Source organism: Virgibacillus alimentarius (assembly GCF_000709085.1).
Classification (GTDB): Bacteria; Bacillota; Bacilli; order Bacillales; family Amphibacillaceae; genus Virgibacillus_B; species Virgibacillus_B alimentarius.
In genome coordinates this window covers 1-23,050 of sequence record NZ_JFBD01000037.1, presented here as the reverse complement: position 1 = coordinate 23,050, position 23,050 = coordinate 1, and the positions used below count along the sequence as shown (strand labels likewise).

General features: G+C 36.5%; 20 protein-coding genes, 1 pseudogene and 1 riboswitch. Of the genes and pseudogenes, 17 read left to right on the top strand and 4 right to left on the bottom strand.

What is annotated here, in order from left to right; all coding sequences use genetic code 11:
- Positions 1-3: 3 nt before the first annotated feature.
- The 11 genes and pseudogenes from narJ to GZ63_RS0106520 all read left to right on the top strand — a co-directional run bounded on the left by narJ (position 4) and on the right by GZ63_RS0106520 (position 10,064).
- Positions 4-606, top strand: coding sequence for a nitrate reductase molybdenum cofactor assembly chaperone (gene narJ, locus GZ63_RS0106570; RefSeq protein ID WP_029268046.1), 603 nt, complete (start codon positions 4-6; stop codon positions 604-606).
- Between the two features lie 41 nt (positions 607-647).
- Positions 648-1,343, top strand: coding sequence for a respiratory nitrate reductase subunit gamma (gene narI, locus GZ63_RS0106565; protein ID WP_029268044.1), 696 nt, complete (start codon positions 648-650; stop codon positions 1,341-1,343).
- Between the two features lie 96 nt (positions 1,344-1,439).
- The gene (locus GZ63_RS0106560) at positions 1,440-1,904 is read left to right on the top strand and encodes a hemerythrin domain-containing protein (RefSeq protein WP_051681413.1); all 465 of its coding nucleotides are present in this window, start codon (positions 1,440-1,442) and stop codon (positions 1,902-1,904) included.
- A gap of 60 nt (positions 1,905-1,964) precedes the next feature.
- A riboswitch (FMN riboswitch) is annotated at positions 1,965-2,112 on the top strand.
- Positions 2,113-2,311: 199 nt separating this feature from the next.
- Positions 2,312-3,425: pseudogene (ribD, locus tag GZ63_RS16475) on the top strand (bifunctional diaminohydroxyphosphoribosylaminopyrimidine deaminase/5-amino-6-(5-phosphoribosylamino)uracil reductase RibD).
- Positions 3,406-4,047 (top strand): riboflavin synthase, encoded by a 642-nt coding sequence (gene ribE / locus GZ63_RS0106550; RefSeq protein WP_029268041.1) that lies wholly within the window; start codon positions 3,406-3,408, stop codon positions 4,045-4,047. The pseudogene ribD and the gene ribE overlap by 20 nt, the downstream one beginning before the upstream one ends.
- A 14-nt stretch (positions 4,048-4,061) precedes the next feature.
- Positions 4,062-5,255: a bifunctional 3,4-dihydroxy-2-butanone-4-phosphate synthase/GTP cyclohydrolase II gene (locus GZ63_RS0106545; protein ID WP_029268039.1), complete on the top strand. Its 1,194-nt coding sequence runs from the start codon at positions 4,062-4,064 to the stop codon at positions 5,253-5,255.
- A gap of 19 nt (positions 5,256-5,274) precedes the next feature.
- Positions 5,275-5,742: a 6,7-dimethyl-8-ribityllumazine synthase gene (ribH, locus tag GZ63_RS0106540; RefSeq protein ID WP_029268037.1), complete on the top strand. Its 468-nt coding sequence runs from the start codon at positions 5,275-5,277 to the stop codon at positions 5,740-5,742.
- 115 nt (positions 5,743-5,857) lie between these two features.
- Positions 5,858-6,037 (top strand): hypothetical protein, encoded by a 180-nt coding sequence (locus tag GZ63_RS16470; RefSeq protein ID WP_038221023.1) that lies wholly within the window; start codon positions 5,858-5,860, stop codon positions 6,035-6,037.
- A gap of 128 nt (positions 6,038-6,165) precedes the next feature.
- A complete protein-coding gene (locus tag GZ63_RS0106530) occupies positions 6,166-8,049 on the top strand; it encodes an ABC-F family ATP-binding cassette domain-containing protein (protein WP_029268035.1) in 1,884 nt (627 codons plus the stop codon).
- Between the two features lie 40 nt (positions 8,050-8,089).
- On the top strand, positions 8,090-9,142 hold the full coding sequence (locus GZ63_RS0106525; RefSeq protein ID WP_029268033.1) for a C45 family autoproteolytic acyltransferase/hydolase: 1,053 nt from the start codon (positions 8,090-8,092) through the stop codon (positions 9,140-9,142).
- 250 nt (positions 9,143-9,392) lie between these two features.
- Positions 9,393-10,064, top strand: a complete 672-nt coding sequence (locus tag GZ63_RS0106520) for a hypothetical protein (protein ID WP_029268031.1) — start codon at positions 9,393-9,395, stop codon at positions 10,062-10,064.
- Positions 10,065-10,331: 267 nt separating this feature from the next.
- Here GZ63_RS0106520 and GZ63_RS0106515 read toward each other — a convergent pair whose 3' ends face one another.
- Positions 10,332-11,669: a sodium-dependent transporter gene (locus GZ63_RS0106515; protein WP_029268028.1), complete on the bottom strand. Its 1,338-nt coding sequence runs from the start codon at positions 11,667-11,669 to the stop codon at positions 10,332-10,334.
- 575 nt (positions 11,670-12,244) lie between these two features.
- Between GZ63_RS0106515 and GZ63_RS0106510 the strand changes: the two genes are divergently transcribed.
- Positions 12,245-13,423, top strand: coding sequence for a saccharopine dehydrogenase family protein (locus GZ63_RS0106510; RefSeq protein WP_029268025.1), 1,179 nt, complete (start codon positions 12,245-12,247; stop codon positions 13,421-13,423).
- 140 nt (positions 13,424-13,563) lie between these two features.
- Here the strand turns inward: GZ63_RS0106510 and mreBH are convergent, their stop codons facing one another.
- The gene (gene mreBH / locus GZ63_RS0106505) at positions 13,564-14,571 is read right to left on the bottom strand and encodes a rod-share determining protein MreBH (protein ID WP_029268023.1); all 1,008 of its coding nucleotides are present in this window, start codon (positions 14,569-14,571) and stop codon (positions 13,564-13,566) included.
- Between the two features lie 503 nt (positions 14,572-15,074).
- On the opposite strand from mreBH, the gene GZ63_RS0106500 reads away from it, so the two are divergent.
- The 3 genes from GZ63_RS0106500 to GZ63_RS0106490 all read left to right on the top strand — a co-directional run bounded on the left by GZ63_RS0106500 (position 15,075) and on the right by GZ63_RS0106490 (position 17,773).
- On the top strand, positions 15,075-15,878 hold the full coding sequence (locus tag GZ63_RS0106500; protein ID WP_029268021.1) for a CAP domain-containing protein: 804 nt from the start codon (positions 15,075-15,077) through the stop codon (positions 15,876-15,878).
- Between the two features lie 205 nt (positions 15,879-16,083).
- Positions 16,084-17,079, top strand: a complete 996-nt coding sequence (locus GZ63_RS0106495) for a glutaminase (protein ID WP_029268019.1) — start codon at positions 16,084-16,086, stop codon at positions 17,077-17,079.
- A 28-nt stretch (positions 17,080-17,107) separates the two neighbouring features.
- Positions 17,108-17,773, top strand: a complete 666-nt coding sequence (locus GZ63_RS0106490; protein WP_029268016.1) for an SOS response-associated peptidase — start codon at positions 17,108-17,110, stop codon at positions 17,771-17,773.
- A gap of 111 nt (positions 17,774-17,884) precedes the next feature.
- Here the strand turns inward: GZ63_RS0106490 and GZ63_RS0106485 are convergent, their stop codons facing one another.
- Positions 17,885-19,234, bottom strand: coding sequence for an alanine/glycine:cation symporter family protein (locus GZ63_RS0106485; protein WP_029268014.1), 1,350 nt, complete (start codon positions 19,232-19,234; stop codon positions 17,885-17,887).
- 314 nt (positions 19,235-19,548) lie between these two features.
- Between GZ63_RS0106485 and GZ63_RS0106480 the strand changes: the two genes are divergently transcribed.
- Together GZ63_RS0106480 and GZ63_RS0106475 are read left to right on the top strand one after the other, a co-directional pair.
- Positions 19,549-19,836 (top strand): hypothetical protein, encoded by a 288-nt coding sequence (locus GZ63_RS0106480; protein ID WP_029268012.1) that lies wholly within the window; start codon positions 19,549-19,551, stop codon positions 19,834-19,836.
- Positions 19,837-19,860: 24 nt separating this feature from the next.
- A complete protein-coding gene (locus tag GZ63_RS0106475; RefSeq protein ID WP_029268010.1) occupies positions 19,861-20,688 on the top strand; it encodes a YihY/virulence factor BrkB family protein in 828 nt (275 codons plus the stop codon).
- A gap of 17 nt (positions 20,689-20,705) precedes the next feature.
- On the opposite strand, the gene GZ63_RS0106470 is transcribed toward GZ63_RS0106475, so the two are convergent.
- Positions 20,706-22,637, bottom strand: coding sequence for a heavy metal translocating P-type ATPase (locus GZ63_RS0106470; RefSeq protein ID WP_029268008.1), 1,932 nt, complete (start codon positions 22,635-22,637; stop codon positions 20,706-20,708).
- Between the last annotated feature and the right edge of the window lie 413 nt (positions 22,638-23,050).

The following is a 23,050-nucleotide window of genomic DNA, read 5'->3' as shown; positions in this document are numbered from 1 at the left end:
GCAATGGAAGAACAAGAAAGAACATTACTTGTCATTGTCTCCCATCTTTTAAGTTATCCTCAGGATTCTTATATGAATGAGCGTAGTGATTTAATGGATTTGATCATAGAAAACATAGACTCGGAAGTAATAATAGAAGAATTACATCAAGTTTTTGACCTTTTAAATCGTCTAAGTTTACAAGAAATGAGAGAAACGTATGTATCCACCTTCGATTTAAAGTCAAAATTAGGTTTATATTTAACAGCACACGAACTTGGGGATAGCAGAAAACGGGGTGCTGCACTCATTAAATTACAAAAGATGATCAATCAAGCTGGTTTTGAGAGGATGGATGGTGAATTAGCCGATTATATGCCAATGCTTTTTGAATTTTTGGCTGTTTCACCTGAAAACAGTCATCATGAGCGATTGCAAAGACGGCTTGCTGTAGCAGTTCAGAGAATGTTAAATAATATACCTGATGGTAATCCATATACTCCTATTTTGACGATTTTAATGCGGTATGTTTTTCCCGCTCCAACAGATGAAGAAATTGAAAAATTAGAATTCGAAAGAGAAGAAGCTGATTTAGAAGAATTACCATATCCAATTATGTACGAGTAATAGAGATGAATCTACATGAATAAGCCAAAGGGGGTAAACAAATGGCCGCTATCTTTTGGTGGGTTATTTTTCCATACATCACATTAACCATTATGGTTCTTGGCTTGCTTTATCGTTTTGCATTTCGTCAGTTAAGCTGGGCCGCTCCATCTACGGAGTTCTTCGAGAAGAAATGGCTGCGAATCGGTTCACCGCTTTTTCACTGGGGTATCATTTTTGCCTTTCTTGGCCATGTAATGGGAATGGTTATACCAAAAGGATTTTATGACTTTTTTGGAATAAGTGATGAACTATACCATGCCGGGGCTATTATTGGGGGAGGAATCGCTGCTCTCATGGTGGTTGTCGGTTTAATTATCCTGTTAATCCGCAAAATGAAATTCGAACGTGTCCGGGCACATGCGACATTTGCATCGTTCTTTTCCCTCATAGCTCTAATTATCGTTGCAGGTCTAGGAACGTATATGACAATTATTTACAATACAACGGTGGTTTCGTATGAATACCGAACAACGATTGGACCATGGTTCCGCAGTCTATTTATTTTTCAGCCTAAATATCATTTAATGGAAAGTGTACCATTTGTTTTTAAAGCACATGTTATCGCAGCGTTTGCACTTTTTGCTGCCATTCCATTTACGAATTTAATTCATTTTTACACCTTGCCTTTAGGGTATCCGGGGAGAGCTCCGCAGCAATATCGTTCACGATCTAATTACAGAAAAAAAGGTCTATAGTACTTTAAAAAGAACCAGAAGCAAATGTGAGACAGCTCCTGGTTTTTTACCGTAATCTCGTTTTAAACAAAATAGTACATGGAGGGGAAGGAAACAATGGTAAAAAAGCATAAAGGAATTAAAAGGCATGAAGCCCTTCATCCACTGTCACACCACCATACGAATGCATTATTTATAGCATTAAAGTTAAAGCAAGCAGGGACCGAGAAAAGCAGACTTTCATTGGAAGAAGTAAAAAAAGATGCTGTATCTTTCTTTGAACCTGGTGGCAAGAAGCATTTTCGCGAAGAAGAGGAAGTATTATTAACAGCTTATGCACAATATGCATCAATCGACCGTTCTGAAATACAAGAGATGCTGTTAGAGCATGTTAAAATACGTGCAAAGTTCGACACACTGAATAAATCTGATACAATTGATGTTTCATTCATGCATGATTTAGGCAACCTGCTGGAGTCACATATACGTAAAGAAGAACGAATTATATTTCCAATGATTGAAAAAGCAGTTCCGGAGGAAAAACTTCGTGAACTCGCATCTCATTTCCATGAAAACAAATAAAAATAGTTTGCGTTTTCTGAAAAAATAATGTTATACTTATATAGAAATTAAATACGCATTATATTCCTTCGGGGTCGGGTGTAATTCCCAACCGACGGTGATGAAATACTATTTCTAAGTCCGTGACCCGCAAGGCACTCGAAGCCGAGCGGTGGACCTGGTGAAACTCCGGGACCGACAGTTACAGTCTGGATGGGAGAAGGAATTTTTGAAGCCAGCAAAGCATTTTGGAAAATGTCCACATCGCATAGGATTCGTGTATCCTTTTTTGGTACATGATTGTCGAATAGATGGGCTATTTTGTTCAAGTATGTTTATTTACCTATAGCTAGCTTGCTAAAATTCTGCCCTTATACCTCTGAAGTGAATTCAGAGGTTTTTAAATGCGTTAAAAAGGGGGAGATTTATTGAATGATAAAAAGTATATGGAATTTGCTTTGACGATTGCGAGACAAGTATCTGGTCAGACGAGCCCCAACCCTTTGGTCGGAGCTGTGATTGTAAAAGATGGAGAAATAGTTGGATTTGGTGCTCACCTAAAAGCTTCAGAAGCACATGCAGAGGTAAATGCACTAAATATGGCAGGTGATAAAGCGAATGGTGCAACAATTTATGTCACGCTTGAACCTTGCAGCCATTACGGGAAAACAGCTCCATGTGCTGATCTATTAATTAATAGTGGAATTAAACGCGCGGTTATTGCATGCGTTGATCCAAATGAGAAAGTTTCCGGAAGTGGTATTGAAAAATTGCGTCAAGCAGGAATTCAAGTAGAAGTCGGTGTTTTAGAAAAAGAAGCAAAAAACTTCAATAAAGCATTTTTTCATTATATAAAAATGAAAACACCATATATCACAATTAAATCAGCGGTAAGTTAGATGGAAAGACAGCTACATCCACAGGTGAAAGTAAATGGATAACTTGTGAAGAAGCACGTCTCGATGTACATCGTTATCGACATGAACATGATGCAATCCTTGTTGGTGTAAATACAGTTATAAAAGATAATCCAAGTTTGACAACACGATTGCCACAAGGGGGAATAAACCCGGTTCGTATTATTTTGGATACGATGCTGCGGACACCGGTTGGGGCAAAAGTAATTACAGATCAGGAAGCGGAAACATGGATTATTGTTGGGGAAAATGTGAATGAGCAAAAGAAACAAATCTTCAGCAGTAAACCATATGTTAAAGTCATCCAGCTTCAGCAGGAGCAAATAAACATAGATGATGTACTGCGCATATTAGGAAGTAAAGGTGTCATGTCCTTATGGGTGGAAGGCGGAGCGAAGTAAATGCTTCATTCCTTGAAAGCAGACACATCAACCAAATAATAACGTATATAGCACCAACATTAATAGGTGGAAAAGAAGCTCCTACATCATTTTCTGGAAACGGATTTCAATCAATGGAGGAACGGCTGTTATTAGAAATAAAAAATGTTGAAAAGATCGGTACGGATATAAAAATTATATCTGGTTTACGAGAGGAGGAATCAGGTGTTTACGGGGATTGTTGAAGAAATGGGAACGATTAAGAAGATAAATAAAATATCGGAACAATCTACTAAATTGACGATAGAAGCCGCAGATATTTTAGTAGATATGAAGCTTGGTGACAGCATAGCAGTAAATGGAATATGTTTGACGGTTACAAATTTTAATCAAGATGCTTTTCAAGTTGATGTTATGCCAGAAACGATAAAGTCTACTTCTTTAAATACATTAACAATGGGATCAAAAGTAAATCTAGAGCGTTCGATGTCTGCTAATGGAAGATTCGGCGGTCACTTTGTTTCTGGACATGTAGATGGGATTGGGAAAATTATTACGAAGCAAAAACAGGGAAATGCCATTTATTATACGATTGAAATCAATGATGAATTTTCCAAATTTCTACTAAAGAAAGGTTCCATTGCTGTAGATGGTGTTAGTTTAACTGTTTTCGAGCATAGCGCAAACACATTTACCATATCTCTTATTCCTCATACAACTTCTCAAACCGTGCTTGGATTGAAGGGACAAGGTGATATCGTTAATATCGAATGCGATATGCTTGCCAAATACGTAAACCAAATTGTAGGTGGTCCAGGGAAACAAAAGATAGACGAAGGATTTTTACAAACAAATGGATTTATGTAAAGGATGTGAACAATATGTTCAATACGATAGATGAAGCAATTTTTGATTTGAAGATGGGGAAGCCAATAATTGTTGTCGATGATGAGCAAAGAGAAAATGAAGGCGATTTGGTTGCATTATCTGAAAAAGTTACACCAGAACTGATTAATTTTATGATTACACATGCCAAGGGCCTAGTATGTACAACAGTTAAAGCGGATGTAGCTGAGAGACTCGGTCTTTCATTAATGACCAGTCAAAATACGGATCCCCATGGTACGGCTTTTACTGTAAGCGTTGACCATCAAGATACTTCTACTGGAATTAGTGCAGAGGATCGTTCATGCACCATTCAAGCTCTGGCAAGTAAAGAGACAGCAGCAACAGATTTTAAACAACCAGGTCATATTTTTCCATTAATCGCTAGGGATGGGGGTGTTTTAGAGCGGGCAGGTCATACAGAAGCTTCTGTCGATTTAGCGGTTTTGTGCGACGCCGCTCCTTCTTGTGCAATCTGTGAAATTATAAGAGAAGATGGAACAATGGCGCGTGTTCCTGATTTACAAAAGATGGCGCAAACCTTCGACTTAAAGCTTATAACAATCGAATCTTTAATTGCCTATCGAAAAAAGCATGAAATCCATGTGAAAAGAGAAGTGAAAACTTCCTTACCGACAGATTATGGTGTTTTTGATGTGATTGGATATTCGAATGATGTGGATCAGAAGGACCATCTTGCTTTTGTAAAAGGTGATTTAGCCGCAGATGATCCTGCACTCGTTCGAATTCACTCTGAATGTTTAACAGGAGATATATTTGGTTCTCATCGCTGTGACTGCGGTCCTCAATTAGATGAAGCGTTGAAAAAAATCGCTGCGGCTGAAAACGGTGTTTTAATCTATATGCGACAAGAAGGCAGGGGCATTGGATTAATTAATAAATTAAAGGCCTACCAGCTTCAAGACGCCGGATTTGATACTGTAGAGGCAAATGAAGAGTTAGGTTTTGCACCGGATTTACGGGAATATGGACTAAGTGCTCAGATTTTACAGGACTTAGGTATCAAAAAAGTAAACCTATTAACAAATAATCCAGATAAAATAGCCGCATTAGAGTCATTTGGCATCGAAATACAAGCACGTATACCGATACAGACAATTTCGCGTAAAGAAAGCGAATACTATATGAAAACAAAACAAGATAAATTAGGACATTTACTGGAAATATAATAAGAGGAGTGGAATAAAATTGGGTAAAGTATATGAAGGCAATCTAGTTGGTACTGATTTAAAAATAGCAATTGTAGTAGGACGATTTAATGAGTTTATTACGAGCAAATTATTAGATGGAGCGATGGATGCATTAAAGAGACATGGTGTAGATGAACAAAATGTTGACATTGCTTGGGTTCCGGGTGCATTTGAAATTCCTTTAGCTGCTCAAAATTTGGCAGAAAAAGATTATGATGCTGTCATTGCACTAGGAACAGTTATTCGCGGTTCTACATCCCATTATGATTATGTTTGCAACGAAGCAGCAAAAGGAGTTTCCAGTGCAACGCTGAAGACGGATAAACCAGTTATTTTTGGTGTATTAACAACGGATACGATTGAGCAGGCAATAGAACGAGCAGGAACGAAAGCAGGTAATAAAGGTGGAGAAGCGGCAGTATCCGCTATTGAAATGGCTAATCTAATGAAAAATATCAATCAATAAAAAGAGCCGAGTAGGAGCCGATTTAAGGTTACTTACTCGGTTTTAAATAAATTCATGGAAAATTAAAGGGCAGTAAGCTAAACTATTACTAGATTATCACTTATACTTGGAGGGGATGGAAATAAAATTTTTAGGATATCAAATACTCGCAATTGGAATTATTTGGACAGGAATGGCCTTTTTCTTTTCAAAAATGACCGAGCCGAGTAAGGTCATTTTTTATGTAGTTACATCTTGGCTATTGTTTTTGATTGTATTATTTGTGAAAAAGTTTTTTAAAGATCGAAAAAGATAACAACATATGATTTAACGTCGCGGATAACAATAAAAGCTTGTTTGCGCGACTCCCTCCTGAGAACAGGTCAACTTTTATTTCCCTATCCATGAATATAATAAACTGAGTAATAGCGAGGACGATAAAGGATGCTTACAATAGAAAACTTGCATAAATCTTATGGTGAAAAAGTATTGTTTAATGATATAACATGTACAATAACTGATCAGGATCGTATTGGGTTAATAGGAGTTAATGGGACCGGTAAATCGACATTTTTGAAAGTAATTGCAAATATAGATTCACCTGAAAAAGGGACGATGAAACATCCAAATAACTATCACATTGAATATTTAGCCCAGGAACCAGAACTCGATCCAAACTTAACGGTTATTGAGCAAATTTATTATGGGGAAGCTGCCATTATGCAGGTGATGCGAGACTATGAAAAAGCACTTCAAGCGCTTGCATCTAATTCAACGAATGAAGAAGCTCAGAATAATGTTTTAAAAATGCAGCAAAAAATGGATGAATACGAAGCATGGGAAGCAAACACAACTGCAAAAACGATTCTTACCAAATTGGGAATCACAGATTTTAATAAAGAGGTTACTGAACTTTCTGGTGGACAGAAAAAGCGTGTTGCGATTGCAAAATCTCTCATTCAGCCAGCTGATTTATTGATTTTGGATGAACCGACCAACCATTTAGATAATGAAACAGTTGAATGGCTTGAAAAATATTTAGCTTCTTATAACGGAGCGTTACTACTTGTTACGCATGACAGATACTTTTTAAATCGTGTGACCAATCAAATTTATGAATTAGATAAAGGAAACCTTTATATATATGAAGGAAATTATGAAGTTTTTCTAGAAAAGAAAGCAGAACGGGAAGAGCTGGAAGTCAGTTACCAGCAAAAACACCAAAACACATTAAGGAAAGAATTGGCTTGGCTGAAACGGGGAGCTAGAGCTAGATCAACAAAACAAAAAGCCCGTGTTGAACGTATACACGAAATGCAGCAGCAAACATTTGATACAAACAACCAAAATATTAATTTTCAAGTTGGTACAAAAAGATTAGGAAAGCAAGTTATTGAACTTCAAGGAATTACGAAATCTTATCAGGGAAAAACCTTATTGAAAGATTTTGATCATTTAATTACCCCTGGCAGTCGATTGGGGATTATTGGACCAAATGGTACTGGAAAAACAACATTGTTAAATATGATGGCAAAACGAGCTGCTCCCGATGAAGGGAATGTCCATATTGGAGAAACAGTAAAAATTGGCTACTATACCCAAGGTGACGAAGAACTTGATGGGGAAAAGCGGATTATTGAATACATTAAAGAAGTGGCTGAAGTTATCTATACAAAAGATGGGCAGCCTATCACTGCAGAGCAAATGCTTGAGCATTTTTTATTTTCCCGCCCGGAGCAATGGACGTATATAAGAAGACTTTCCGGTGGGGAAAAAAGGCGATTATATTTATTAAAAATATTAATGACTGAGCCGAATGTTCTGTTTTTGGATGAACCGACAAATGACCTAGATACGCAAACCTTAAGTGTACTAGAGGATTACTTGAATCAGTATCCGGGGGTTGTTATTACCGTATCCCATGACCGGTATTTCCTAGACCGGGTTGTAGATCAACTGCTTGTATTTTCTGGTACAGGGGAAGTTAATAAGTTTTATGGGAATTATAGTGATTACTTGGAACAAAACCAATCTAAAATAAAACATAAAGAATCAGACTCAAAGCCAAAAAAAGAAACGCGCAGTTCAACGAAGCAAAAACGGAAACTTTCTTATAAAGAACAGAAAGAATGGGAAAGTATAGAAGATGAAATTATAGGGTTAGAAGAGAAAGTTAATGACATTCAACAAGAAGTTGCAGAGGCAGGCAGTGATTTGGAGAAAGTACAAGAGTTGTATAAAGAACAACAAGAGATCGAAGCTGTATTAGAAGATAAAGTGGAACGATGGGAAGAATTATCCTTGTTAGTGGAAGAGTTAGAGAGATAGTTAAATAATAAGTGTAGTCATTTTTGGCTGGGAGGATGTTATGAAACAAATCTATAGTGACATTATACAGTTTCGTGGAAATCATTATGATTTTGGATTTAAGCAAGGGCAATTGCTAAAGGACTCACTAACAGTGGAAAACAGGGAAAAGCAATGGAAAATTAGAAAACCACGCTTTGCGATTGATGTAAATGAGGCAAAAGCAGCTATACGCTCATTTGCACCTGGCATTTGGGATGAATTGCTCGGTCTTCAGGATGCGTTGGAATGGTCGATGGCAAAAATTTTACAGGATTTTGGCGGGTATCGGTTGGAATACAATCGCAGTGGCTGTTCGATTTTAACTGGGCCAGATTATATGATTCGCAACTATGACTATCATCCAAAAACATATGAGGGTCGTTATACTTTTTTTCAACCTTCTGATCAAGGCTATGCAATTATTGGACCATCCCAGAGAATAACGGGCCGAATGGATGGAATGAATGAAAAAGGCCTTGCTTTAGGGTACAATTTTATGCACCGAAAAAAACCAGGAGATGGGTTTATATGCAACATGATTGGAAGAATGGTTTTAGAAAGCTGTGCAAATGTGGACGAAGCAGTATCCATGCTTAAAGAAATCCCACACCGCCATTCATTTAGTTATATCGTATTTGACGATAAGGAAGAGACATTTGTAGTGGAGGCTACACCAAGAGGCGTCGAAGTTCGCAAATCAAATGTATGTACCAATCATTTTGAACTTTTGAAGCACGAAAATCGATTTCATTTGGATGATTCCTATCAACGCATGGAAGCTATCCGAGCACAACAAAATCAAGCTACAGATGCGATCCGTGCATTTCGGCTATTGAATAGCACAGATAAAGGAGTTTTTTCAAAGCAGTATAAAAATTGGTCAGGGACCATTCATACTTCTGCCTATTTTCCAAAACAAAAAATCGCATGGATTGCATTAGGTGGGGATCGTGATCCGATGATCTTTGATTTTGCGAAGTGGTTAAAAGGGGAAAATGTGAAGACGACACGCATTTATGGTGAAGTAGAAACTGATTTAGGATTTCCTCATATAGATAGAAACACAAGATAACTGCTCGTTTCTACAGTTTTTACTCCTATACTGCATTAGTTTGTATACTTTATGGCAAAAAAGAAAATAGTATAGATAAGCAAAAATAAGATGAAAAACAGACAATTATCCTTTAGAATAGCAATGTAGATCCTTGATAAGTGGAAAAATAATCCTCAATTCGATGTTTAGTTGCGTGATACATACGGGAAAAGGGAAATGCCACGCTAAAGCGAATCAAGGATCAATAATTTATATTGGAGGTAACATAATGAATCTTTTTCAAGTAAGAAAGGGACAATTTGTTTACTATAAAAACGAACTGCATAAAGTATATTCCGTGAAACCAATGTTTAAAAAATCTGTACACCTCTACCGATTAAAAGATATGCAGCAAATTTTAACGAGATCTGCTGATATAACTCTTCACAAACCGAAAGATAAGGACACATTCATATTTTATGGAAAAAGATATACGATTGATAAAGACAAGATACCGGAACAGGGCGATTATATATTAATTATAAAACCCGCCCCAGACTTTTTAGATCATTATGCACTTAATGAGATCGAAAAGGTAGATTATATTGAAGATGGAAATGTGGTAACCACAAGAGACAATGGAGTAAAACATCATGAATATGTAGTCATGGTCCCAGGACGAGCAGAAGACAGTAATGAAATAGCTTATTATGATGCTAGTATAGTTTCTGAAGCGCAACGAGCACAAGATGAATCACCTGGTTTCCTTTCCGTCAGCGACAATGAATTAAAACCTGTAGTAGGAGATATATATATAGATAAGAAGAATGAAGTAAAAGCTATGATCGTTGCGATGACAGATAATGAAGTGATCTTTGGCCACGGTCTCCGCGTGCACGTTGCTGAATTATTAGATGAAAATAACTTTAAATTAATTTACCGCATTGAAGAGGATTTATAAAAACTAAAGAGAAAAATAGGAGGTTATTAGGTGAATGAAATATCCTCCTATTATTTTTTATTTGGAGTCTCTTTCTCAATGAGGGGGGTTAATCCCAGTGAATAGGCACATCCTTTAAAAAGATTGGGCAAGAGGATAAGTGTGATGCCCGTATTACAAGAGAATAACCAACGACGGATTAAAAGGATTTATGAGACCAGCCTGAAATACAAAAGGAAAAACTCCCCACTCGAACAATCCATAAGGATGTTATTGTGGGGAGTTCAGTTAAATGATTCCTATAGATGTTAAGAATACAACAATAATGGTAACTGGTACAATCGTTTTAATCAAGGTATACCAAGCTTTAAAGGTTCCTACAGATAGGTTACTGCTTAGTAAGAATTCCTCTTTTACTAAAGTGCGTTCCATTTTGTAACCGATAAACAATGAGATAAATAAACAACCAGCTGGTAACATAATATTACTTACCAGAAAGTCAGAAGCATCGAAAACAGTTAAGTTAAATATTTTGAAATTTTCCATCGTACTTGATGATAATGCGGATGGAATACCAGCAATAAAGACAATACATCCCGCTATCCAAGCTACTTTTCTGCGTGAACGTTGCTTTTTTGCAGTAAAAGCTGAAGTAATGATCTCTAGCATACTGAATGAAGATGTCAAAATTGCGAATAGAAAGAGTAATAAAAATAAGCTTAAAAATAATTCACCAAATGGCATTTGTGCAAATGCTTCCGGCAGGACAATAAATAACAATCCAGGACCTTCCGCTGGCTCTAGTCCAAATGAGAAAACAACCGGGAATATTGCTAGTCCAGCCAGAAGTGAAACGAAAATATTCATAAATGAAACAGAAAGGGCTGAACTTGTAAGACTCACATTCTTATTTAAATAAGAACTGTAGGTTACCATTACGGAAACACCAACAGCAAGTGAGAAAAAAGATTGTCCAAGTGCATATAAAACGTTTTCAGCTGTAATTTTTGAAAAATCAGGCTGAAGGAAAAATTTCAAGCCTTCCATGGCTCCCTCAAATGACACAGAGCGTATAACAAGTATAATAAAGAATACAAATAACAAAGGCATTAATAGTTTACTTGATTTTTCAATTCCATTCTTAATACCGAAAGAAACGACGATGATATTAATCAGTATGAATAGCGCCAGTCCAAGAATTGTAATTAATGGACTTCCGGTAATACTCCCAAATAACTGTTCATAATTGGTGCCTTTATCAATAATTAAACCCGGGATTGACATTAGGGAATATATAAGTACCCAGCCCCCAACAACACTATAAAAAGACATTAGGATAAATGATCCAGCAACGCCCCAATGTCCTATAAAAGACCAACCACTTTTTGGGGCCAGTGATTTATAGGCACTTACTGCTTCCTTTTGTGAACCCCTTCCAATAATAAATTCTGCAATTAAAATAGGAAGACCAATAATTATAGTGAATGCGATGAACAGTAGGAAGAAAGCACCGCCACCATTCATACCAGTTATGTACGGAAATTTCCAAATAGCTCCTAAACCAATTGCAGCACCAGCTGACGAAAGAATAAAACCAATCTTTGTTGCCCATTGATCTTTTTGCATGATACGCTTCCTTTCTTTAATTTTTAAGTGTACTAGACAAGAAGTAGAATTTCAATCTTTTTAAATTTCAGTATTCAGCCAACAGTTAATCGTTAACAGTTAACATTATTTTAGAAAACATTCCATAAAAATCAATAATTCAGAAATTTGAAGAAATATTATCTCTGGAATATACTTAAATTAGATTCTAGTATCACTTTTCTAGTTTTCTTAATATGCATATACTTGAAAGCGATTTCATTTACTAGAATAAATTTCGATTCTACTAGTGAGAATGGTGTACACTTTAATATGAATGCGCTTAACATCACAGCATAAAAAATTATAACATGAAGTTTATATTTTTTCTACAAAAAGTTATAATTTGTTGAAATATTGAATAGATATGTAGCTAAAGGATATGAAAAATTGAATGAAAGTGAAGAATTAAAGACAGGTTGGCGTAGGTGTTTAGGCCTTAGAGGTGTTTAGCAGAGGGAAGGATATCTATGTTGTTGTTAGTTGAAAATTGTAGCGTGCTCAAATTAATGTAGATTAAATTAGTTACACAATCCTTCTTGTCAGGAGCTGATCGGATGAAAATAGGTGTGTTGGGATCTGGACTAATGGGAAAAGAAGCAGTCAGAGATTTGGTAGCAAATAAGGAAGTTAAAGCTGTTGGTTTAGCAGATATTGATTATGATCGAGCGCAGCAAATATGTAATCAAATTTACGCTCATAAACTTACAGCTTATAAAGTAGATGCAAACGATAAAGAACAATTGGCAAATTTTATGTGCAAATTCGATGTAATCATCAATGCTTTATTTTATTCTTTTAATGAAATAGTAGCTAAAACAGCTATTCAAACAGGAGTAAATTCTATTGATTTAGGTGGACACATTGGTTCGATGACTGATAAAGTTTTAGCTTTAAAGGATGAAGCCAAAGCTGCCGATGTAACGATTATACCGGATTTAGGGGTAGCTCCGGGGATGATTAATATTTTATCCGGATATGGTGCAAGTAAGTTAGACAGTTTGAAGGATATTAAATTGTACGTTGGTGGTATTCCTGTATCCCCTGAGGAACCATTAGAATATAATCATGTATTTTCAATGGCTGGCCTGTTTGATCATTATACAGATCCATCAACGATCATTAGAAATGGAATTAAACAGGAAATTCCATCTTTAACTGAGGTAGAGCGAGTTCACTTTAAGAAATTTGGCCCATTAGAGGCCTTCCATACATCTGGTGGAACATCGACATTATCGCTTTCATTTCCTGATTTAAATACACTGGAATATAAAACCATTCGTTACCCTGGACACGCAGAAAAATTTAAGTTATTGGTAGATTTAAATCTGACAAGAACAGATTATACAGTAGGTATTGACGGTCAAAAAATCAATCCAAGAGAAGTGCTTTTAAAAGTACTAGATCCGATTGTTGAGCTTGGTGAAAAAGAAGATGCTGTATTATTGCGGGTGAAAACCGCTGGTGAGGTACGCAGGGAACCTATCGTTTATGTGTATGAAATGACAACATATAAAGATAGGAAAAATAATATAACAGCAATGGCAAGAGCTACAGCAAATACAGTCTCTGTTGTTGCTCAAATGATAGGAAACCATACGATTACGAAAAAAGGGGTTTATCCTCCAGAGCAGATTATACCAGGTGCTATCTACATCGATGAAATGGCGAAACGAGATGTCCATATTATGGAAACAAGAAGGGAAATGAAACTTCCGGGCAACAAGAAAATTTAACAAAAGAAAAAGCAGTCCTATCCATATGCTCCCCATTAAGTAGAAAGAAAAACAAAATCTATTTGCTTATTGGGGAGTAGTTTATTTATATGTTAAATAAAAAGGTGATGTACCATTCTCTGTACATCACCTTTTTATACTTATTTGGCTGCTTTTTCTAATTTTGTAATCATTTTTAAAGATCGTCCTGTTCCGATTGCTACTGATTCAAGTGGATTTGGTGCAATGTGTACTGGGACAGATATTTCTTCTGAAAGCCATTCTTGAATTTCATTTAGCATTGCCCCGCCACCAGTTATTACAATACCGTGATCAACGATGTCACCACTTAGTTCAGGTGGGCAATTTTCAAGTGTTGCTCGAATTGCTTCTAGTATTTGATCAAGTGATTCTTTAAAAGCTTCATGTACTTCTGAAGACGTGACGGTTATCGTTTTTGGCAAACCAGTAACCATATCTCGACCCCGTACTTCCATGGTAGCTTCTTGATGATTAGGATGCGCATATCCGATTTCCATTTTTATGTTTTCAGCTGTACGTTCACCGATCAATATATTATATTTTTTTCGAATAAACTGAATGATTTCCGAATCAAGTTTATCCCCGCCAACACGCACGGACTTACAGGAAACAACTCCACCGAACGAAATAATACCGATTTCTGAAGTTCCTCCTCCGATGTCGACAACAACACTCGCAACTGGCTCATCAACCGGTAAGTCTGAGCCAATCGCAGCCGCGATCGGTTCTTCTATAAGATGAACCTGTTTTGCACCATAACTGGAAACAGCATTGTGAATTGCTCTGCGCTCTACTGCTGTACTCCCAGAAGGGGTACATACAACAACAGTAGGTTTACGCATGGACAAGCCAATTTTTTTGCTTACCTTTTTCATGAATTCTTTCAGCATTTGTGCTGTTACATCGTAATCAGCAATGACTCCTTCTTTTAATGGACGGATAGGCACGATATTTCTTGGTGTTTTTCCGACCATTTCCTTTGCTTCAGCTCCAACAGCTACTACTTGCTTTGTATTAACATCAATCGCTACTACGGACGGTTCGTTTAGCACTATCCCTTTTGACTTGGAATAGATAAGAATATTAGCAGTACCTAAATCAATTCCAATTTCTTCAGTTGAAAACATATCATTTCCTCCAATAATGATGACATTGCGTTTATTTTATCCAGCCTTTAATAGAATAGACAGATTTGATCTATTAATTTCTGCTGATTTTACATTCTAATACTCATCTATATTCATTACTATATTTTATCATAGTTTTTGGGGGTATATAAACAATTAATACATATATTATTTTTATTTAATGGGTTCGATAGAAAAAGAACAATTCTTTAGAAAAAATCAAGTAACAACTGCGTTACAATTTATCCGCTGGTTGTAATATAAAAGAAGATTTTTTAATGTGTCAATAGCAATATTGTTGTATTTTTTGCCAACTAAAATAGTTTCTTCCATCAACTCTATTTTTAGGAGATCAAAAAATCCTATTTTAATAACGGTTTTATTATTTCAAAATTTGTGATTGATTCTATTAAGCTCGTATGGGAAAGCCTACCATTATTATTACAAAAAACTCGTGCTATGATAATTTTGCAAATCAAAACAAAAGGAGAGGAACAAAAACTATGTTTAAAAAAGCAAGTATAGTAACCGTATTATCATCAGCCTTTTTACTTGGCGGAACTTTAAATACTTCTGTAGAAGCATCTGCTAATACAGATAATACAGAGCAATCATATAACGATAAATATGCTATTAATATTAATGATAGAAATATAGATAAGAAATCATTTGATTGCTTGCAAAATTATGAATGGGTTTGGAACATTGAACAACATTCACAAAAAGGGCAAGATAAAGCAGATAAAGATAACGCTGAACAGGGAAAAGAGCAGCCTGAAAAGCAGAAAGACCCAGTACAACAAGACCAATCTGCACAAGAGGCTGAAAAACCAACACAGCAAGAACAGCCTTCACAAGAAGCTGGGGCACCAGCACAACAGCAAGAACAACAGGAAAATAAGCAAGAACAGACAAATCAAAATCAGCAATTAAATGAATTTGAACAAGAAGTCGTCGAATTAACAAACGATGAAAGAGTGAAGCAAGGACTAGATCCATTAAAAATAGATGAAGAGTTGAGTAAAGTAGCTCGTGAAAAATCACGTGATATGGCTGACAGCAATTATTTTTCACATGATAGTCCTAATTATGGATCACCATTTGATATGATGAAGAGCTTTGGCATTGATTATCGCACTGCTGGAGAAAACATTGCAAAAGGACAACGTACACCAGCTGAAGTAGTAAATGGATGGATGAATAGTGATGGTCACCGAGCTAACATTTTAAACGAAGATTTCACACATATCGGAGTAGGGTATGTCGAGCAGGGTAATCACTGGACACAACAGTTTATTGGAAAATAACTGTTATGAAGGAAGCACTTTTTAAATAGTGCTTCTTTTTTTATATTTTGGAATTTCCTGTTAATGCATATTAGAAACATTTTCTGTTGCTACTTTTGAAAGTATCCTTTATATTTTGGATAAATATGAAGTTTTTTACGTGAGATGGGAAAATGCTTACTTAAATTTTTGTGTAGCATACTATGTTAGTAGCGAGGTGTTGTTAATGGTACAAGGTTCAGCTAACTGGAATACAGAGCTGACTAAAGAATGGTTGCAAAATTATGTTGATGATTGGATTTCCTTTTATCGGAAACATATAACAGATGGTGAAGTTGCGTCATATATTCCAATATTGCAAGAAGCCAATCCTAATCATTTGGGAATTACGATCATTGGGAAAAACGGGATGACAATCCGATCTGGGGATGTAGGGATACCCTTTACCATTCAAAGTATATCTAAAGTAATTAGCTTTATTGCAGCTTGCATAGAGCGCGGGGTGGCGTATATGCTTGATCGTGTTGATGTGGAGCCTACTGGTGAAGCATTTAATTCGATCATGCACTTAGAAATGAAACAGTTAAAAAAACCCTTTAACCCATTCATTAATGCAGGAGCAATTACAGTTTCTTCGACTTTAATTGGAAATACATCCGATGAAAAATTGGAATCAATATTTGTATTATTAGAGAAAATGCTCGGCTACCGTCCAGCAGTCAATGTCGATGTGTATGAATCTGAAAGAGATTCCTCCATGCGAAATAGAGCTATTGGCTACTACTTACTGGAAACCGGCTTTCTAGAATCTGATCTTAATATCACGTTAGAAACCTATTTTAAACAATGCTCCATTGAAATAACGACAGACGATTTAGCGCGAATAGGAATGATCTTATCAAATGATGGAGAAGATCCGGAAACACAAGAAGAAATTATACCGCGGCAAATTGCCCGGATAGCTAAAGCATTGATGTTGACATGCGGCATGTACGACGCCTCTGGAAAATTTGCAACTTATGTAGGAATTCCTGCTAAAAGTGGTGTATCTGGCGGTATTTTAGCATTATCACCACCCCGGGTCAGAGATGAGGAGCTACCGTTCACGGAAGGGTGTGGAATTGGTGTATATGGGCCGGCGTTAGATGATAAAGGTAATAGTATTGCTGGTATTCGGCTATTGCGTCATATCGCGACACAATGGGATTTAAGTGTGTTTTAACATATCTTCTACAGATAGGGGGATTTATATGTGCGGGAGGTATACATTGCTTGCAGAAGAAGCAGAAATTTTACAAAAATTTGGTATTGACCGTCCGATAGATGCTTATGAACCAAGTTATAATATTGCACCAGGGCAAAATGTATTAGTGGTCATACATGATGGAAGAGAAAAGCGTGCCGGTTATGTGCGATGGGGGCTTGTTCCATCTTGGGCCAAAGATGAAAAAATTGGTTATAAGATGATTAATGCCCGTAGCGAAACAGCACATGAGAAACCGAGTTTTAAAAATTTGATGGTTAGAAAGAGATGCTTAATTATTGCAGATAGCTTTTATGAGTGGCAGAAAACAGGACAAGAAAAACAGCCTAAACGGATTCAATTAGCGAATCACAGACTTTTTGCTTTTGCTGGATTGTGGGACAGGTGGCAGCGAGATGAAAAAGAGCTTTTCACCTGTACAATTTTAACAAAGGATTCAAATCATTTTATGAAAGAGATTCACCATAGAATGCCAATTATTTTACCAAAAGACAAAGAGGATGCATGGATCCATCCGCAAAACCGGCAGCCATTTGAAGCAAATCAATTTTTGCAGGCACTAGAAACGGATGAACTAACAGCTTACTCAGTCAGCAGCTATGTTAACGCTGCAAAAAACAATAGCCAGGCATGTATTGAGCCGCTTCTATAATTAATTTAAAAAGGAACGAAAAAAGACTGCTTGATAAGCTTCAGCATATGCGTATTAAGCAGTCTTTTTTGTAATCCCATACATTCAGTAGTTGCAAAATAATTTCTGATTTTATCCTTCTGCACGTTCCTCTTCCCGCTTGTTTAGGAGTCTTTTTGTTTCAAAAACGATTATTCCTGATAATCCGATAAGCCCTATTAAGTTTGGTATTGCCATAAGGCCGTTTAGTACATCCGCAAACACCCAGATCACTTCAAGTGATGCAGTTGCACCAACAAAAATAAATAAAACAAAAACGATACGGTAGGCTCTCACGGCCGCGGGATTTTTAAATAGGTATTGAAAGCATTTTTCCCCGTAATAGCCCCAGCCTAAGATGGTTGATGATGCAAAAAACAATAGGCCAATCGAGATAATAAGTGAGCCTGGATCACCAAGGAGCTCGCCAAAAGCAGATGCAGTAAGTGCACCGGCATCAATGGAGCTATCTTCCCACTTACCTGACATGACAATAGTTATTCCAGTAATAGAACAGATGAAAATTGTATCGAAAAGAACTTGTGTCATTGAAACCAGTGCCTGCCGACCAGGAATATCCGTTTTCGCTGCAGCTGCTGCTATTGGAGCAGAACCAAGTCCCGCTTCATTGGAGAATAAACCACGGGCGATACCAAACCGAATAGCAGCCCCAACTGCTCCTCCGGCAGCCGATTCACTAGAGAACGCAGCTTCAAAAATAATACCAAATGTTTCTGGAACAAGTTCTATATTCATAATTAAAACAATCAATCCTGCAATGATATAAAATACGGCCATGATTGGGACGAAAAATGCTGTAACTTTTCCGATTGATTTGATACCACCAAGAATTACTGCACCTGCAAAAATAACAAGTGCAATACCAGAAACCCAATACGGAACTGAGAAATTATCATACATTACATCGGCTACAGCTTTTGATTGTGTTCCATTTCCAATTCCGAATGCAGCAAGTGCACCAAATATCGCAAAAAGAACTCCAAGCCATTTTTGTTTTAAACCCCGTTCAAGATAATACATTGGTCCTCCAGCCATTTGACCATGTGAATCTTTTACACGATATTTAACAGCAAGAATTGCTTCACCGTATTTCGTTGCCATTCCAAAAAATCCGGCTAGCCACATCCAAAAAATAGCACCAGGTCCTCCAAGCGTGACGGCTGTTGCAACACCAACGATGTTACCGACTCCCACAGTACCAGCCATAGCTGTCATAAGAGCCTGAAAGTGGGAAATATCACCATCAGATTTCTTATCATGATTTCTGGAAAAAACAAGTTTTAATGAATAAGGTAATAATCTTAATTGAATTATTCCAAGTCTTGCAGTTAAAAAGATACCAGTCCCCACAAGCAGAATAAGCAAGGGCGGTCCCCAAATGAAATCGCTTACTTTTGATAAAAGGTCCAATAACGTATCCATATCAGTGCTCCCTTCTTAACATACATAATAAATTATAAGAAACCGCTTATATAGGTTCTCTCTATTTTTTAAAGACCCTCCTTTTGCTATTCAGTGTATTTATAGTATTTAGAATATTAGTTAGAATGTCAAGTGTTGATTGTTGTTACAAATAAGATAAAAGTGTAAAAATTTGTCGCTATATGCTAGAATTACTATGAGCTGAAATACTTTTTTAAAGAAGATTTTGGAATAAATGTAAGTATCTTTTATAAAGGAAAAGTTGTTTCGGCATAAAATTGGAGTGTACATCATATAAAAAAGGAGAGAGTAAAATGGGTAAGCGAAATTTATGTTTGGGAATGATAATAGGAGCTATTGTTGGTGGGATAGCTACTTTAATTAATAAAGATACACGGGCTTACACGAAAGATAAAATAGCTTCATACAAATCGAAAACAACTTATTTTGTTAAAAATCCTTCAGAAGGTGTCCGTAAAACAAAAGTAGCTTTTAACCAATTAAATGACCGTATTAATTATAATGCGGAAAACATGGTAAATGCACTAGAACAAGTGGAAAACACATTGGACAAGCTATCTAGCAAGAAGGACCAAGAATAGATAATACAGAAGGGGGATTGTTATGTGAAGAGAGTAGCGGCTTTTGGCAAAACGTTTTTCGGACGTATAAATGATGCGGATGTGTTCGGTCTCTCAGCACAACTTGCATATTTCTTTTTGCTATCTTTATTTCCCTTCTTATTATTTTTAATAACGTTACTTGGATATTTGCCAATTGATGAACAGTCATTTATGGGCTTTATTGACACTTACGCTCCACCTGAAATTACGGAGTTGATAAATACAAATCTTAATCAATTAATTAATGCGCAAAACGGCGGATTATTATCGATTGGTATTATTGGCACATTATGGTCGGCTTCCAATGGTGTTAATGCGATAACGAAAGCGTTTAACCGGGCATATGAGGTTGAGGAAGATCGCTCGTTTATTGTTGCTCGATTAATCGCTATAGCCTTAACGATATCAATGGTAGTTGTTATTTGTGTAGCATTTTTGTTGCCAATTTTCGGGAGAACGATTGGCATTTATCTATTTTCTTTTTTCGGTTTATCGGATGACTTTATACATGTGTGGAATACATTGCGCTGGATCATTTCCTCCATTGTATTTTTTATCGTTTTACTGGCGTTATATAAGCTTGCTCCAAACAAGAAAATACGATTAAGGAATGCAATGTGGGGTGCTATATTTGCTACGATTGGATGGCAATTAGTTTCATTGGCCTTTTCCTATTATGTCAGTACAATCGGTAACTACTCAGCAACCTATGGCAGTCTAGGGGCAGTTATCATTCTTATGATTTGGTTTTACATTTCTGGAATTATTATAATAACTGGTGGAATTATTAACGCAATGATTCGAGAAGAGAAAATGAATGCAAAAAAATAGCTGACCCAAACGGGCAGCTATTTTAGTAATCGAAGACCATTTAGTATAACCAGAATTGTACTGCCTTCATGACCAATAACACCTAATGGTAAATCAAGTATTTGAAAAAAGTTTGATAAAATAAGCAATCCGATTACAGCGAGTGAGAAAAATATATTTTGCTTTACAACTCTATTCATTCGATTAGACATGCTAATCGCATTTGTGATTTTAGACAGATCATTTTTCATTAAAACGACATCTGCTGTCTCAAGTGCTACGTCGGTGCCTTCTCCCATCGCAATACCTACATCTGCACTTGCTAATGCAGGTGCATCATTAATTCCATCTCCAACCATTGCAACATTCTCAAAACGTTCACCTAACTCTTTGACATAATTAACTTTTTCTTCTGGTAGACATTCTGCAATATATTGATCTATTCCTGTTTCGGATGCAATTGCTTTTGCTGTTACTTTGTTATCTCCAGTTAGCATAACGGTGTGAATGCCTTGTTTTTTTAACGCTTTAATTGATTTTATTGTGTCTTTCCGAAGTGTATCTTTTAAAGCAAAGAGAGCTACAATTTGGTCTTCAACCTTCACAAATACAATTGTTTTCCCTTCATTTGCCAAGGTAGAGGCAATTCCATCGTGGAAGGTTAATGCATCTTTTTCCCCTACAAAAGCTGCTCTGCCAATTTCCCACTTTTGATTATCTACATACGCTGAAACTCCATTGCCGCTAATCGTTTTCATTTCTTGAACATGAATCGAATTAATCTCTTGCTGTTTTAAGCTATATGTTGTTATTGCATGTGCAAGAGGGTGTGTCGATTCCTTTTCAATCGCTCCAGCAATTGCAATGATTCGTTCTTTATCCGTATCAGATTGAAAGTAGACATCAGTTACGACGGGCTTACCATTCGTTAATGTTCCGGTTTTATCAAAAGCTATTGCTTTAACATGACTGACGTTTTCAGCATGAACACCACCTTTGAACAAGACACCTTTTTTAGCACTATTCGATATAGCCGCTAAAGTGGCTGGCATAATTGATGCTACAAGTGCACATGGGGATGCAACAACAAGTAGAATCATAGCACGGTAAATACTTTCTGTTAATGACCAACCAAACAGTAAATAAGGTAAAAACATCATAACCGCAACAACAGCTAAGACAACCTTAACATACGTGCCCTCAAATTTTTCAATAAATAATTGGGACGGTGATTTTTCTTTTTGAGCAGAATGTACTAAATGAATTATTTTTTGAAATAGTGTTTCATGTGCAGGCTTTGTAATTTCAATGGAGATGGACCCGTCTAGGGCAACCGTACCTGCAAAAACATCTTGTTTATTTGCTTTATTAACAGGTACGGATTCTCCTGTAATAGCACTTTCGTCAATTGATGTTGCCCCCTTTGTGATGATCCCGTCTGCTGGAATACGCTCACTGGCACGTACGAAAATAGTATCTCCAACTTTTAGGTCTGAAACAGGAACAATTTTTTCAACTCCATTTTCTACTAAAACTGCTTCCTCCGGTTGTAAATTCATCAATGAAGAAATTTCTTTATTGCTTTTATTTAAGGTATATGTTTCTAGAGCCCCGGATAAAGCAAAAATAAAAATCAAAATAGCTCCTTCAGTCCAATAACCAATCGCCGCAGAGCCTATAGCAGCGAATATCATTAACATTTCCACATTTAATTCTTTATTTGCTATTGTTTCTTCTATACCTTCTTTTGCTTTAGCAAATCCACCTACTGTGAAGGCGATTATATGGAAAGTAATCCATAGCGTCGGCGACAAGGAACCTTTTAAAGCCCATGTTATTAGAATTAACAACCCACTAAAAAGTGCTGCGATTAACTCACTATGTTCTTTAAGGCGATTAAAAAAAGCAATATTGGATGAACCTTTATTTTTAATGTTAACTGAACGAACTTGCTCTATATTAGTTTCCATAGCTGTCCTCCATTATCTTTTATTTATAATAATTATAAATAAATATCTATTATTATATTATCATTATTATATTATATGTCAAGAAATATTTTACAAAACGGGCAACAAAAGCTGCTTGGGAATGATTTTCATTATCATCTATTTATAACTATTATAATTTAATACTTATTATTATATTATCAAGATAATCTGAGATGTCAAGAATAAACTCAAAAAAAGCGCATTGGATTGCAGTCCAATGCGTCTTTAGTTCGCCCAGCATGGGCGAACTCTAACGGGTGAAAGTCCCGAGTGCAACCATGTAGCGGTAAGCACATAGCCAAAAGCAAGGGTGTCCATAGTGATATGGAATCTGAAGAAAGCTCAAGGCAAACCTCTGGTCTGACGAACAGAAATCATATATGAGGCAACAC